Source organism: Rodentibacter sp. Ppn85 (assembly GCF_001999335.1).
Lineage (GTDB): Bacteria > Pseudomonadota > Gammaproteobacteria > Enterobacterales > Pasteurellaceae > Rodentibacter.
This window is the reverse complement of sequence record NZ_MLHS01000015.1, coordinates 1-15807: the sequence shown is the minus strand read 5'-3', so window position 1 is coordinate 15807 and position 15807 is coordinate 1. Positions and strand designations below refer to the sequence as shown.

Sequence of the window (15807 nt, the reverse complement as noted above, 5' to 3'; positions counted from 1 at the left end):
AATAATGAACAATCAAGGTAACGGCCTAACATCACTTAAACTCGGGCAAAAAACCGAATATGTCAGCGAATATGACCGCACTTTATTACAACCCGTGCCGCGTGCTTTAAATCGTGATGATTTAGGTATAACCCAAACACAGCCTTTCACAATGGGCGCGGATATTTGGACAGCCTATGAGGTTTCCTGGCTTAATGTAAAAGGTGTGCCACAAGTGGCGATTGCGGATATCTACTTGGATCAGCAAAGTCAAAATTTAATTGAATCCAAAAGTTTTAAACTTTATTTAAACAGTTTTAACCAAAGCAAATTCACAGACTTCAAGCAAGTGGCGCGAGTGATGCAACAAGATTTAACGGAATGTGCGCAAGGCGAGGTAAAAGTGCGGTTAAATCCTCTTTCATTTTATCAAGCACAAAAAATTGATCATTTACAAGGCGACTGTATTGACGAGCAGGATATTGAAATCACCAATTATGAATTTAACCCGAATTGGTTGAAGGATTGTGTTTCAGATGAAAGAGTTGAAGAATATCTCGTCAGCCATTTACTAAAATCAAATTGTTTAATCACCAATCAACCGGATTGGGGAACGCTTCAAATTCATTATATAGGCAAGAAAATTAATCGAGAAAAATTATTGCGTTACGTTGTCTCTTTCCGCCAACATAACGAATTCCACGAGCAATGTGTGGAACGCATTTTCTGCGATTTAATGCGCTATGCCAAACCGGAAAAACTCACGGTTTACGCACGCTATACCCGCCGTGGCGGTTTGGATATTAACCCCTTCCGCTCTAACTTTGAAATCTTACCGGAAAACTTACGTTTAGCCAGACAATAAGGATTATTATGCCGAATATTCATTTTATCAACCCTAAAGGCAGTATGGCGTTACTCTCTCATCTTGAAGTGGAACGCCTCACCAAAACAGCACAATCAGGGTTATACCAACTTTATCGAAATTGTTCCCTTGCCGTACTTAATTCCGGAGCAATCACCGATGACAGCCGTGCACTGTTGCAACAATATGCCGATTTTGATATTCATCTTGTGGCACGCGAACGCGGCGTGAGTTTAGAACTTCATAACCCGCCGGAACGCGCTTTCGTAGATGATAAAATGATCGCGAATATTCAGTATCATCTTTTTGCAGTGTTACGTGATATTTTGTTTGTTAATCTTTTACATCAAGGCACAGAACCACAGGATAGCAAACAAATTACCAACCAAGTTTTCTCTATTTTACGTAATGCCAGAGCATTGATTGTGGGAGAACATCCTAACTTAGTCGTATGTTGGGGCGGTCATTCAATTAATGAAGCGGAATACCGATATTGCCGGCAAGTGGGATTAGAGCTGGGTTTACGGGAGATGAATATTATCACCGGTTGTGGCACGGGTGTGATGGAAGCGCCAATGAAAGGGGCGGCAATCGGACACGCCAACCAACGTTATAAAAACAGCCGTTTTGTGGGAATTACCGAGCCGTCCATTATTGCTTCCGAACCACCTAATCCGATTGTCAACGAATTGATTATTATGCCGGATATTGAAAAACGCCTTGAGGCCTTTGTTCGCATGGGACACGGCATTTTGATTTTCCCAGGCGGTCCCGGTACTTTTGAAGAATTGCTTTATGTACTTGGTGTAAAACTCAATCCGGAAAATAAAGCACAGCATTTACCGGTGATTTTGACAGGTCCAAAAGAAAGTGAGGATTATTTTATTACCATAGATCGTTTTATTGGTGAAGTACTCGGCAAAGAGGCACAAAAACTTTATACCATTGTGATCGATGATCCCGTTACCGTAGCGCGCCATATGAAAAAAGCAATGATAGATGTGAAAACCCAACGTTACCAAACTAACGATTCCTATGGATTTAACTGGTCATTAAAAATTGACCAACGTTTTCAACACCCTTTTGAACCGACTCACGATAATATGGCAAATTTAGCGTTACATTTTAACCAATCCAAAATGGATTTAACGGCAACGCTGCGCCAAGTTTTTTCCGGAATTGTGGCTGGCAATATCAAACCTAAAACACAAGATGAAATTGCCAAGCGGGGGAAATTTAAACTAAAAGGTGACCGCACTTTAATGGAAAAGGTCGATACGGTGCTACAAGATTTTATTCAACAACATCGAATGAAATTGCCTACAGGCAATGCTTATGACCCCTGCTATGAGATTGTAAAATAAAGTGCGGTTGGTTTTAGAAAAACTTTCGGGGCAATAGATACGCTAGAAAATAGCGCTCTGTTGCCCTCTCTTCATAAAAAAACTTAGAGTTAATCTATTTTGTTTTAACTTTGAGACTGTTCTATAAAATTTATCCTTAGTTAAAAATCAAAGCATTCTGATAATTTTTAGAGTATTTACAAAAATTACAGCATCTTATTAGATTTTGTTCAAATAAATATCTGTTGTGAGATATTGTCTGTTAGCCAATATTATTTGGTTGAGATTAAAATAAAATTAAATATAATAAGTGTTATCATTTAGTTTTATATTGCTAGTGATGTCGTAACTTACTAAGGTAAGAAATTATTTTTTCATTTATAAATTAAGGGAAATGTATGAAAGGAAAACAATTTGGCCTCACACACATCAGTTTCGTTGTGATGAGTGTATTAACTGCAAGTACTGCTTTAGCAAATACCGATTCAAGTACCATGCTGGATGAAATTACCGTGACCGATCGTCAAGGTACGAAAGTACAAACAAATATTGTCACTATGCAAGAACGTAATGAGAGTACTTCTAGCGATTTACGTGATTTTTTAGCTAAAGAACCATCTATTTCTTTTGGTGGTGGAAACGGAACGTCTCAATTCCTCACTATCCGTGGCATGGGACAAAACTCCGTTGATATTAAAGTGGATAATGCTTATTCCGATAGCCAAATTTTATATCACCAAGGTCGTTTTATTATTGATCCTGCCTTATTAAAAACTGTTTCCGTACAAAAAGGGGCGGGTTCTGCGAGCGCGGGAATCGGTGCGACGAATGGTGCAATTATTGTGAAAACAGTCGATGCGCTTGATTTACTCAAAGGAAGCGATAAAAATTACGGATTCCGTTTAAATACCGGATTTTCATCCAACGACGGTTATAGTTATGGAGCAACGGCTTTCGGTAAATCGGGTAATTTTGATGCATTAGTATCTTATGCAAGAACTGATAACGATAACTACAAACCGGGTAAAAACTACCGTAATATTGATGGTGGTGATACCGTACCCTATAGCGCTTTAGATAAACGAAATTATTTAATCAAACTGGGCGGTACTTTTGGGGATGGAAATCACCGTATAGTATTGAGTCATCTTAAAGATGAACATCGTGGTGTGCGTACCGTGCGTGAGGAATTTACGATCACAGGAGGTAAACTTTCTTTAGAACGTCAAAAACCAACTTATCGCGAAACAAGTAAGAGCAATACTAATCTTGAGTATACGGGTAAAAACCTAGGTTTTATTAAAGAGCTGACTGCTAATGCTTATATTATGCAGGATAAACGTTACTCAGCTGATGATTCCGGTTGTGGTTACTGCGGCAATGTTGCCGGCCCAACCACAACAAAAATCACCACTAAAGGAGCGAATATCAATTTTGATTCCGATATTGGAGATTCGATTTTACTCAAATATGGTTTAAATTACCGCCATCAAAAAATTACTCCGCATAAATTCTTTAAACCAAATTTAATTGAACCTACTAAAGAAGATACCGGTGCTTATATTGAAGCCATTACCGCACTAGGTGATTTTATTTTCACGACAGGTTTACGCTATGACTATTTCAACCTTAAAGCAATGGATAACAAATCTGTTTCTGATGGCAGATTCAATCCTAGTTTTGGCGTAATTTGGCAGGCAACGGAGGAATTGAGCCTCAGTGCAAACCATAACTATGCGACACGTAGTCCTCGTCTTTATGATGCATTGATGACCCATGGAAAACGAAGTATTGTATCTATTGCTGACGGCACGGTTGCAGAACGCGCACGTAATACGGAAATTGGTTTTAACTATAATTATGGCGGATTTTCATTAGAAGGCAGTTATTTCTGGCAACGTATTAATGATGCTTTGGCTAATCCGCAAGATAGACATTCCGGTGGCGTGAGAGAAGCAGTGAATGCCGGTTTTATCAAGAACCATGGTTACGAGCTTAATGCTGGCTATACCATTGGTGGATTTACAGCCCGTGTTGGTGTGGCTGAAAGTAAACCTCGTATTTATGATACGCATCCTAAAAAATTACTCAGCTCAAATCCGGAATTTGCGGTACAAATAGGTCGTACGTGGACTGCTGCGTTATCTTATCGCTTTGAAGATCCTAGTTTAGAGCTAGGCTGGCGCAATCGTACCGTTCAGAAAGCGAAAGGTTCTGTTCTGGTACGTGATAATGAAACAGGCTCGGATATTGTACGTGCAGGCTATAGCGTGCATGATTTCTATGTGAACTGGAAGCCATTGAATAATGATCAATTGAATATCAATGTTTCGCTTAATAATGCGTTCAATAAGTTCTACTACCCACACAGCCAACGCCCGAACGTATTACCCGGTGTAGGACGTGAGTTACGTGTAGGCTTAAATTATCAGTTCTAGTTAAAAATAATTTAGTTAGATCATATTTTAAAATTACTCCACCGTTTATTGTAAACGGTGGATTTTTTATCATGGTAAGCATGAAGAAAAGGAATGAAAAAAATAATAGTAAATAGAATTACAAAGGCCACAACCAAGCAGCGCCCCGAACGCCACTGGAATCACCATGTAAAGCTTTACGAATAGGAGTATGAAATTCTTTGCCAAAGATATAATTCGGCATTAATTTAGGGACATTATGATAAAGACGATCAATGTTACATACTCCGCCGGCAAATACGATTACATCAGGATCAAGCACATTGACATAAGCGGAAAGTGCTTTTGCTAAACGGCGTTCATAAGCCTGCAAAGTTTGTTCCGCCAGTTCATCCCCCTGCTCTGCGAGAGCTACAATTTCATGCCCTTTTAAATGTTTTCCTGAGCGATGTGTATAATCATCACAAAGCCCTGTGCCGGAAACAAATTGTTCGATACAACCGGAACGGCCGCAATAACAAGGTGACATTTGAGCAATTTGTTGCTCTTCTTCATCCATCCAAGGTAAAGGATTATGTCCCCACTCTCCGCCAATACCGTTACCACCATTATGGGGTTTACCATTAATTACAATGCCGGAACCACAACCCGTCCCCAAAATTAACGCTAAAACGACCGCACTTCCTGCGCCGGCACCGTCAGTCGCTTCAGAAACTGTCATACAGTTGGCATCATTAGCAACTCGCACTTCCCTATTCAATATTCGAGATAAATCTTTATCTAAAGGCTGATCGTTTAACCAAACGGAATTGGCATTTTTGACTCTTGAACTAAAGGGTGAAATAGTGCCAGGAATGCCCACTCCAACAGTTCCGCTTTGCCCCGTTTCCTGTTCAGCCTCCTCGACCAAACTTTTAATGGCTGCGAGAGTAGCTTCATAAGAACCTCTTGGTGTAGGAATACGTTTTCTAAATAACGTTTCTCCCTTATTGGATAACGCAATGACTTCTATTTTTGTGCCGCCTAAATCAATACCGATACGCATATTCATCTCCTGTTTACCGGACCTAAAATTTAAAATATGTTTTTTCTAAAAACTTGTATATACTTTTGTTCATACTGATTAAATTTATGAGACAAATAATGCCATCAAATTTATCTATTCTTATTATTGATGACGATATTCAAATCTGTGAACTGCTCACTGATATTTTTGAAGAACACGGCTACGCTGTTTCAACAGCCAACACAGGCAAACAAGCCTTAACATTGCTCCAAACCACCCCAACATTTTCACTTATTTTTCTCGATCTTATTTTACCTGATGTCAATGGACTAACTTTACTACAGCATTTAAAGTCTCTCACTTCGGTCCCGATTATTATGTTAAGCGGTTTGGATTCAGAATCAGATATTGTTGTGGGATTAGAAATGGGAGCGGATGACTATATCCCAAAACCTTTTTATCCCAGAGTCGTTGTGGCAAGAGCAAAAGTTGCTTTACGTCACCATCAACCAATATCTTTTTCCAATACACCGATTCGTCATGGTTTCCAGTTTGACCATTGGTTATTTGATACGGAAAATCGCAAACTATATTCACCACAAAAACAAGAAATTATACTCACTCAAGGGGAATATGCTCTGCTCTATGCCCTGATTAGCCACGCTCAAAAAGTTCTTTCCCGTCAAAAATTACTTGAATTAACACACACTGAAAGTTTGGATATTTTCGACCGCACTATTGATGTACTCATTATGCGTCTGCGTAAAAAAATTGAGCCTAATCCTAAAAATCCTCGTTACATCCAAACAGTAAGAGGAACCGGCTATTTGTTTAATGCAATTGTAGAATCTTGTTAAAACACTGTGAAAAATGACCGCACTTTTTTATATTTAAGGCAGATCTAAGATCTGCCCTTTATTTTTCGTTGTTTTATTTTACTGTCCAACCTTTATAATCAGCAATATTTTCACGAGTGATTAAATTCACCGGAATTAACACTGCCTCTTTAGGTGCCGGTTTACCCTGTAAAATGTCATAACCGATTTTGACCGCCTCTGCCGCCATCACTTGCGGATCTTGCGCAGGCGTACCACGGAATAAGCTATCAGATAATTTTAATGCTTCTTCGCCATCAGGTGAACCGTCCACACCCATAATAAAGAATTCACTGCGTTGAGCCTGTTTAGCCGCTAAATCCGCACCAATTGCTGTCGGATCATTAATCGCGAATACGGCATCAATTTTTGGATGAGCAATTAATAATGAGGTCATGACTTCTAATCCGCCTTCTCGACTTCCCTTCGCATTTTGGTTATGGGATAACACCTTAATCTCACCATGTTTCGCAAATACATCTTGGCAGCCTTGAACACGATCTTGTACAGCCGAAACCGGTGGTCCATTAATAATGACGACATTACCCTTGCCGTTTAATTTATCCACAATGGTTTGACAAGCAATTTTTCCGGCTTGATAGTTATTTGAGGTTACTGTGGCATCCGCTCCATCTGCAGCCACATCTACAGCAACAACGACAATTCCGGCATCACGTGCGCGTTGTACGGCAGGGCCGATCCCTTTGGAATCTGCGGCATTTAAAATGATCATATCCATTTTGGCAGCAATAAAATTATCGATCTGTGCCACTTGTTGTCCTAAATCGTAACCACTGGATACAGAGACAACATTAACTTTATCTCCCGCCAATTCTTTAGCTTTCAATTCCGCCCCTTTTGCGATTTGCACAAAAAACGGATTAGCGAGATCTCCAACCGTCACACCGATAGAATTTAATTCTTTCCCTTGAGCAAAAGGTGCGATAGCTAACATTAACGATACAGCTAAAGTTTTTAATTTCATTGCGATTTTCTCCTATGTTGAAGTAAATATTATGCTGAGCGAGTACGGTATTTGTCGATTAATACAGCTACGATAATAACCCCACCTTTAATAACGAGTTGCCAGAAATATGACACCCCCATTAATGTCATACCATTATTTAAGGTGGCAATAATTAATGCTCCAATTAATGTCCCGGTGATTGTACCAATCCCACCGACAAAGCTGGTCCCACCTAAAATAACAGCGGCGATTGCATCAAGTTCATAACCCACACCAAGATTACCGTTGGCACTGTATAAACGTGATGCACTCATCACACCACCGAGACCGGACAACAAACCGCTGCTGGCATAAACGAAAATTAATACTAAAGAAACTTTAATACCGGTTAAACGGGCGGCTTGTAAATTGCCTCCAACCGCATAGATATGAGTGCCTAAAGTCGTGCGGCGTAAAATAAACCAGCAGATTGCAATCACGGCAAACGCAATAATCACCAACCAAGGAACGGAGCCGAGATAGCCGTTGCCAATCCAGCTAAATGAGATTTTTGAGTTGATTACCGTTGTACCATCGGCAACCAAATAAGCTGAGCCACGCAATGCGGTGTAAGTACCTAAGGTGACAATGAACGGCGGTAGACCGGCATAAGCGACAAGTAAGCCATTGAATACGCCCATTCCCAATCCTGCAAGTAAAGCGATTGGGACAGCAAAATCTGCTAATGCCGGATTTAATGATGTGACCAACCCCATTACCGCCGTTACACCAAGAATAGAACCGACTGAAAGATCAATTCCACCGGTTAAAATCACAAAAGTCATTCCGGCGGCAAGGACAATATTGATGGAAGCTTGACGGGTAATATTCATCACATTAGCTTCCGTCATAAAATTAGGTGCAACAAAAGAAAAAACGATGACAATTAAAATTAAAATTGGCAAGATCCCCATCGTTTGCATCGCATCAGCGAGTGCTATTTTCTTAAACCCCACGTTGGTTGATTGTGCTGTTCCCATTTTTTACCTCTCTTTTAAAATTTAATCCTTCATTTGATTTATTGCGCACCACAAGCAAACGCCATAATTTGTTCTTGATTAATATCCTTTCCTGTTAATTCACCGACCATATAGCCTTCACGCATCACATAAACGCGATCACTCATTCCTACAATTTCCGGGAGTTCACTGGAAATCATCAAAATTGCCACACCTTGTTTTGCCATTTCAATCATCATTCGATAGATTTCACTTTTGGCCCCCACATCAACACCACGAGTCGGTTCATCCATAATGAACAATTTAGGATGAATAGCAGCCCAACGGGATAGCAACACTTTTTGCTGATTTCCTCCGGATAAACCACTCACATTCACATTAGCGCTAGGCACTCGCATTTTTAACCCATCAATGGCTTCTTGAGTCGCTTGTTTTCCTTTCGTTTGGTTTATCACTAGCATTGTGGCATCACGTTCAATGGTTGCCATCGTCACGTTCTTAAGAATATTTAGATCAAGAAATAAGCCTTCTTCTTTACGATTTTCCGGCAATAACGCCACGTGGTGTGCAATGGCTTCCCGTGGTGAATTAAAGCTAATTTCTCCCCCACTGAGATAAATTTTACCTTGCGTTGCCTGTTTAACACCGAACAATAGATGTGCCAATTCAGAACGTCCTGCGCCTACCAAGCCGGATAAACCAATGATTTCACCGGCTCTAACCACAAGTGAAACATCTTGCACTTTATTACCGTCTGCAAGATTTTCCACACGTAATACTTCTTCTCCAATAGGAACAGATTCTTTGTTAAATAAATCGGTTAAAGGACGACCTACCATCATTTGAACTAAAGTCACAGAATCTAAATTTTCACGAGTGAGTGAACCCACATATTTTCCATCACGCAACACACTCACCCGATCCGCCAACTCATAGATTTCAGCCATTCGATGACTAATGTAGATAATCGCCATTCCTTCATCGCGTAGTTTTTTCACTAATTCAAATAATCGTTCCGTTTCACGAGATGATAATGCAGCTGTCGGTTCATCCATCACTAATACCCGACTGTTACGATGTAAAGCCCGTGCTATTTCAACCTGTTGTTGTTCTGCAATGGTGAGTGACGACACTTTTTGAGTAGCGGAAAATTGTGCGCCTAATCGATCTAATACTTTTTGTGAAATCTCAGCCATAGTTTTGCGATCAAGACCATACCAATGTTTGATTTCACAGCCTAAAAAAATATTTTCTGCTACCGTCAGATTCGGTGATAAATGAATTTCTTGATAAATCAAAGTAATGCCGGCTTTAATAGCATCTTTTGGGGAGGAAATTACAAAGCGCTCGCCATCAATAAAAATATCGCCTTCAGAAGCTGTGTAAGCACCGGCAAGAATTTTCATTAAGGTACTTTTCCCCGCCCCATTTTCGCCCATCAAAGCATGAATTTCTCCTCGATAAATAGATAAATCCACGCCTTGTAATGCATAAAATGAACCAAAACGCTTAGCGATACCTTTCATTTCTAATAATGGATGGGTAACTTGATCAGAATTATGTTCTTGCATTTCCATCACTCCCCCTTTGAAATTAGTTTTCAACATTTAATCATAGGAATATAAATAGAAAATGTTGAAACTGATTCACAATTGTCATAATTGCTACTTTTTATCAAATTTGAGAGTTAGATCACAAAACGATAGTAAGGGAATGATATTTTTCATTTGTTTTTATTAAGTTATGCTTACAATAATCAAAAATGATGTAGATATAAAAGTGCAGTTAAAAAATGAAGAATTGGAAAACATCAACAAAAATTTATAGCGTACGCTTTCGTTTAATGCTGTTTTTAATTACAGTAATTTCACTTATTATTGCTATCAGTATGACGGCAATTATCGGATTAAATAATACCTATAATTCTTTATCCAATTTGCGGGATCGCTCCCTTAATCAAATATTTTCCTCAATGACATTGGGAGTTAAAACCGCACAAATTTCTACGTATGCGAAACGTTTAACGCAAACGACCAGTGCTTTAGAATATCAAGGGGAATCAAAATCACTTACGCGTCATGCAGAAGAATTACAAAATTTACTCACACAAGCCAAACAATCCACTGCCGAACCCAATGAAATTTTCACTCAAGTTATTCATCACATTGATTTACTTGAAAAAAGTGTACAGGATTTATTATTACAAACCCATGAACGTCACGTGTTACACACGACAATGATTAGCCAATTAAACCAAGGATTACTTTATATTCGACATATTAAAAGATTAGAAAAACGAGTCACACCCAGCGATATAGCACATCAATTTCCGCAAAATTTTCTTATACAACTTGATCGGGTAGAAAAACTCATTGAAGACGCAACGAAAAGTCGTTTTTCTGTGAGTGTATTTACAGGAATACAAGCCAATTTTTTATTTTTTCCTCCTGTTAAACAGTTTCCTGATATTAATGAAGAACTAATGAAACTTCAGCAGCAATTTCCCACTATGATTGATAACGCAAAAATCTTAGAGAAAGTTAATTTGCGTATTCAATTTCTGACATTTAAGATTGATGCCTTAGTCCAACAAATCAACCAACGCTATACACAGTTAGTTAAAGATAAAGTAGAAAATGCCAATACTAATTCAGAACAAGTTCAACAACATTTATTCACATTAACGCTATTTATTTTATTATTTTCACTTTTCACGATTCTGCTGATTATTATTTGGGCAAAATATATTTACTCTCTTATTGGAAAACGGCTTTATTCCATTACAAACGCATTAAAGTGTTTATCACAAGGCAATAAAAATGTGACAGTGCCACAACAACATAGTCATGATGAGATTGGTGATTTAGCGAGAACCTTTGATGTGTTTTACCAAAATGTCATTGAACTGGAACGAACGGATTCCTTATTGAAAGAAAAAAATGAATTAGTCGAACAAACTTTTTTAGCCATGCGGGACGGATTAGCCATTTTTGATAAAGAGTTAAATCTCATCTCTCATAACGCTCAATTTAAAACATTACTTCAGCCATTTTTTACAGAATATCAACAACACAGTCTTTATTCATTAGTTAATTATTTTGATTCACGACAAACCAAAGTTATCGGAAGCAATCAAGCCATTAATTTAACCTTGCTTACGGAAGTTCGCCAAGCACAAGATTTTCTTGAAATACAATATGAAGAATATACGTTAGAATGGCGTGTCAGCCCTTTAAAAGATGGATTTGTTATCTTTTTAATTGACCGTACACAACGTAAAAAATGGGAAAATGAGATTATTCATAACCAAAAAATGCGGGCAATTGGGCATTTAACCGGAGGTATCGCCCATGATTTTAATAATTTTCTTGCCGTGATTATTGGTAATTTAGATTTAATTAACCCTGATCATCTTGATGAACGGCAAGCAAAACGTTTACAACGAGCTTTAAAAGCGGCTGAAAATAGTGCGACTTTAACCCAACGCTTGCTGGCTTATGCAAGAAAACAACCACTCCATCCGATTTCGCTGGATATTAACCAGCTTGTTTTAGAATTTAATGATTTAATCAAACATAGTATTCCGACAAGTATCAAAGTGCGGTTAGATTTAGGCGAGAATTTACCCCATGTTTACATTGATAAAAATCAACTTGAAACGGCGCTTCTTAATCTAATTGTAAATGCAAAAGATGCATTGAACGATCAAGGAACCATCACTATCCAAACCACGGCCTTTAATGTCACCCGCACGTATCGGCAAGAAGATATGGTTCAACTTTCTGTTATAGATGATGGATGCGGTATAGATGAAGAGACGCTCAACCATGTATTCGAGCCGTTTTTCACAACAAAACAAAATGGTCGGGGAAGCGGATTGGGATTATCAATGGTATATGGATTTATTCGCCAATCGAAAGGTCGGGTGAAAATTGATTCTTGTCCGTCACAAGGTACGGCAATTCACTTGCAATTACCGATTACCGAGAACATGAATACCGCTATATCAACGCCAAAAAACTTTAGTAAAAACAAGGTTCGCTATAAGATTTTGATTGTCGAAGATAAAACAAGTTTACGTGAAACACTAGGCGAGCAACTCCATGTTCTGGGCTATATACCTATCTTATGTGAATCTGCCGAACAAGCCATTGAACAATTAGAACAAGGAGAAAAAATTGACTATTTATTATCTGATATTATGTTATCCGATAAACTCACCGGCATAGATCTTGCCAAATGGATACAGAAAAATTTCCCTACAATAAAAATCTTACTTATCACAGGCCACACGGCGCAATTAGAAAATGCCGAACAATATCCTGTGCTAATCAAACCCTTTACACTACAATCATTACAACAAAAACTTCTTGGTCTTTAATTCGGTATTATGTAACAGCTGCATGTTTTTGGTTTAGCTTGTAGGTGCATACCGCGTATCTCCGAATTTTAATATATTGAAATGATTTGATTTTATAACGGACACACGCAGTGTGTCCCTATATAAGTCGTTGAAATTTCCTATTTTTGTGCATTTGCTACATAATACCGCTTTAATAAAAAAGTGCGGTCATTTTCACCGCACTTTTTCTTCTATCCTTGCTTCAAATCATTCGCCTGTTGTAATAATTGATGGCTTTCTTTTAAAAATTGTTCGGAATATTCTCCAAACCATTCCCGTACTTGATGAAACGCTTCAATGAAACCTTGGCGATCATGATTCTCAAAAAACTCTAATGCCTCTTCATAGGTTTGTTTTAGGCTTTCAATCACTTCTAGATTTTCCTTTTTATCCATAATAATATCCGCATAAAGTTCAGCATCTTGCGCAAACAAGCGACCAATCATTGCTAATTCTAAACGATAAATTGGGGAAGAAAGAGCAAGTAAATTGGTGAGATTCACAGGTTGTTTAGAAAGGTGTAAACCATTGGCAAAGGTCGAAAAGTGACGCAAAGCCTGCACATAAGTCATATGGTGATCGTGTTCTATAGCATCGGTTTGATGAATTTTCACTCCCCAAATTTGAATTTGCTCAAGCAACCATTCATATAGCTCAGGAAAACGTCCGTCACAACGCACTATCACTTGTTTTGCCATACTGGTAATATCTGGTCCGAACATAGGGTGCAATCCCACTACAGCCCCTTGATGTATTTCTAACATTTTCGCCAAGGGTTCACGTTTTACCGAGGTGAGATCCGCAAGTAACATATTTTCCGTCAAATAAGGTTTTAAGCGTTCAATAGTTTCTAGGGTATTCGCAATAGGCACGGAAATAATCACCGCATCGGCATTGGCAAGAATTCGATCCGCCACATCCCAATCATCACATTCTAAAACGGAAATCGGATAACCGGAAGCACGTAAATAACGGGCAAATAATCCGCCCAATTTCCCGTAACCGCCTACAATCACAATTTTACGAATGTCAGGATTCACGGTTTTAAAACCAAATTGATTTTCATTGGTATAGGATTCCCGCATAAAACGGCGTAGCACATCTTCGATTAGATCCGGTGAAATACCGGCTTTTTCCGCTTCTAAACGGCGTGCTTGTAACATAGCAATTTCGCGATCCGGCGCATAGATAGGGAGCCCCTGTTGATGTTTGACTTTGCCCACCTGTGAAACCAGTTTGAGACGTTTAGAAAAAAGTTGAATGAGTTCGCGATCGAGCGAATCAATTTCGGAACGTAAATCTTTAAGCGCTTCCATAATCCACCTGTAATATTTTATTTACACACTTTGTAATAAATTAATTACAGGTGAGCTTACTGGAATTTATAAGGAAAGGCAAATAAAATTATGCAGATTGTGTAATTAATCGTTGTGGACGAATGATATAACCATCGATCAAAGCTACACCTAAAAATAAATTCTGTGCCGAAAACAACCGCACTTGTCCTTGTAAATTCCGGTCGTTGTTAAATTTTACACGCTGACCAAAACCAACAGAGCGGCTTTGTGCTTCATTCAAATGCAATGCCGGTAATTTGCTTACTGCCGTATCTGTTGGTAATAAATGCTGATCAAGTAACGCCAAATCTTGCTTTTCCACAAGATGTTGTAATTCTTCCCAACCTATCATCGCTTCAATCGGATAATCCGCCACGGCAAGTCGGCGTAACATGGTAACATGCGCTCCACAACCTAGTACTTCCCCTAAATCATCCACCAATGTGCGAATATAAGTGCCTTTGGAACAATGCACTTCTAAGGTTAAATAAGGGGCGTGGAATTCAATAAACTTAAGTTCAAAGATCGTGATCGGGCGTGCCTCACGTTCTACGGTGATACCTTGACGGGCGTATTCATACAAAGGTTTGCCTTGATGTTTTAAGGCTGAAAACATTGTCGGCACTTGTAAAATATCGCCCCTAAATTGCTCAAGTGCGGTCAAAATTTGCGGCGTTTCCACATTCACTGCGCGGGTTTCCACGACCTGCCCGTCAGCATCGGAAGTATCGGTGCGTTCGCCTAATTTTGCAGTAACTAAATAACGCTTATCCGCATCCAATAAAAATTGCGAAAACTTAGTGGCTTCACCTAAACAAATCGGCAACATTCCTGTTGCCAATGGATCTAACGCCCCCGTATGACCTGCTTTATTGGCTTGGAAAAGGCGTTTCACCTTTTGCATAATCTCGTTAGAAGACATTCCTTGCGGTTTATCCAATAAAAACACGCCGTCAATATCACGTCCCCGCTTGCGTGGTCTCGACATTATGCTTCATCCTCAACGTGTTTACGTTCATCTTCACGCACCACGCTCGTTACCAAATTGGACATTCTCATACCTTCCACTAAAGATTGATCGTAGATAAAACGAATTTCTGGCACAATGCGTAAACGCATCGCTTTGCCAAGCAAGGTGCGAATATAAGGTGCGGCCTTTTCTAAGCCTTTCATCCCCTGTTCAATGGCACTTTCATCGTGATCGAACAAGAAGGTGACAAAAATTTTGGCATAAGCCAAATCACTCGACACCTCAACATCGGATACTGTCACCATACCAATGCGCGGATCTTTCACCTCACGTTGTAAAATCACCGCAATTTCTTTCTGGATTTCTTGCGCAACACGGTCGCTACGTTTAAATTCTCGAGCCATTTTCTTTTCCTATTTTCAAAATTCTTTTTAAGACGGGGATTATAGCAAAATTTATCCCTCAAAAGCGAAAAGTGCGGTTGGTTTTGCTGGAATTTTTGAGATCGTTTATCTCAATAAACTGCGATAGCTTGTATCGAGATAAATATTTTTACGGTTAAGATTAAAATAAAACGATCAGTTTATAAAATACGCGGCATTATGTAGCAAATGCACAATTTAAAGAAGTGTAGGGACGCCACGCTGG

The 15807-nt window shown here is 39.1% G+C and carries 12 protein-coding genes; 5 read left to right on the top strand and 7 right to left on the bottom strand.

What is annotated here, in order from left to right:
• The first annotated feature begins 4 nt into the window (after positions 1–4).
• The 3 genes from queF to BKL51_RS02880 all read left to right on the top strand — a co-directional run bounded on the left by queF (position 5) and on the right by BKL51_RS02880 (position 4625).
• Positions 5–844 carry an NADPH-dependent 7-cyano-7-deazaguanine reductase QueF gene (queF, locus tag BKL51_RS02890; RefSeq protein WP_077465242.1) on the top strand — a complete coding sequence of 280 codons (840 nt, stop codon included), beginning with the start codon at positions 5–7 and terminating at the stop codon, positions 842–844.
• An 8-nt stretch (positions 845–852) separates the two neighbouring features.
• Complete coding sequence (ppnN, locus tag BKL51_RS02885) at positions 853–2208, top strand: nucleotide 5'-monophosphate nucleosidase PpnN (RefSeq protein ID WP_077465241.1); 1356 nt, start codon at positions 853–855, stop codon at positions 2206–2208.
• Between the two features lie 377 nt (positions 2209–2585).
• Positions 2586–4625, top strand: a complete 2040-nt coding sequence (locus tag BKL51_RS02880) for a TonB-dependent siderophore receptor (protein ID WP_077465240.1) — start codon at positions 2586–2588, stop codon at positions 4623–4625.
• A gap of 118 nt (positions 4626–4743) precedes the next feature.
• On the opposite strand, the gene mak is transcribed toward BKL51_RS02880, so the two are convergent.
• Positions 4744–5649, bottom strand: a complete 906-nt coding sequence (gene mak / locus BKL51_RS02875; RefSeq protein ID WP_077465239.1) for a fructokinase — start codon at positions 5647–5649, stop codon at positions 4744–4746.
• Positions 5650–5747: 98 nt separating this feature from the next.
• Here mak and BKL51_RS02870 point away from each other — a divergent pair, with 98 nt between their 5' ends.
• Positions 5748–6467: a response regulator gene (locus BKL51_RS02870; protein WP_077465238.1), complete on the top strand. Its 720-nt coding sequence runs from the start codon at positions 5748–5750 to the stop codon at positions 6465–6467.
• A 73-nt stretch (positions 6468–6540) separates the two neighbouring features.
• Here BKL51_RS02870 and BKL51_RS02865 read toward each other — a convergent pair whose 3' ends face one another.
• The 3 genes from BKL51_RS02865 to BKL51_RS02855 are packed head-to-tail and all read right to left on the bottom strand — an operon-like array spanning position 6541 to position 10021.
• Positions 6541–7470 (bottom strand): ABC transporter substrate-binding protein, encoded by a 930-nt coding sequence (locus BKL51_RS02865; RefSeq protein ID WP_077465237.1) that lies wholly within the window; start codon positions 7468–7470, stop codon positions 6541–6543.
• Between the two features lie 29 nt (positions 7471–7499).
• Entirely contained in the window at positions 7500–8471 is a 972-nt protein-coding gene (locus tag BKL51_RS02860) for a ribose ABC transporter permease (protein ID WP_077465236.1), read from the bottom strand.
• Positions 8472–8509: 38 nt separating this feature from the next.
• Entirely contained in the window at positions 8510–10021 is a 1512-nt protein-coding gene (locus BKL51_RS02855; RefSeq protein WP_077465260.1) for a sugar ABC transporter ATP-binding protein, read from the bottom strand.
• 221 nt (positions 10022–10242) lie between these two features.
• Here BKL51_RS02855 and BKL51_RS02850 point away from each other — a divergent pair, with 221 nt between their 5' ends.
• On the top strand, positions 10243–12831 hold the full coding sequence (locus BKL51_RS02850; RefSeq protein ID WP_077465235.1) for an ATP-binding protein: 2589 nt from the start codon (positions 10243–10245) through the stop codon (positions 12829–12831).
• A 212-nt stretch (positions 12832–13043) separates the two neighbouring features.
• Here the strand turns inward: BKL51_RS02850 and tyrA are convergent, their stop codons facing one another.
• From tyrA to rbfA, 3 genes are all read right to left on the bottom strand, one after another.
• Complete coding sequence (tyrA, locus tag BKL51_RS02845; RefSeq protein ID WP_077465234.1) at positions 13044–14168, bottom strand: bifunctional chorismate mutase/prephenate dehydrogenase; 1125 nt, start codon at positions 14166–14168, stop codon at positions 13044–13046.
• Positions 14169–14256: 88 nt separating this feature from the next.
• Positions 14257–15177 carry a tRNA pseudouridine(55) synthase TruB gene (truB, locus tag BKL51_RS02840; protein WP_077465233.1) on the bottom strand — a complete coding sequence of 307 codons (921 nt, stop codon included), beginning with the start codon at positions 15175–15177 and terminating at the stop codon, positions 14257–14259.
• Positions 15177–15563: a 30S ribosome-binding factor RbfA gene (rbfA, locus tag BKL51_RS02835; protein ID WP_077465232.1), complete on the bottom strand. Its 387-nt coding sequence runs from the start codon at positions 15561–15563 to the stop codon at positions 15177–15179. The genes truB and rbfA overlap by 1 nt, the downstream gene beginning before the upstream one ends.
• Positions 15564–15807: the final 244 nt, after the last annotated feature.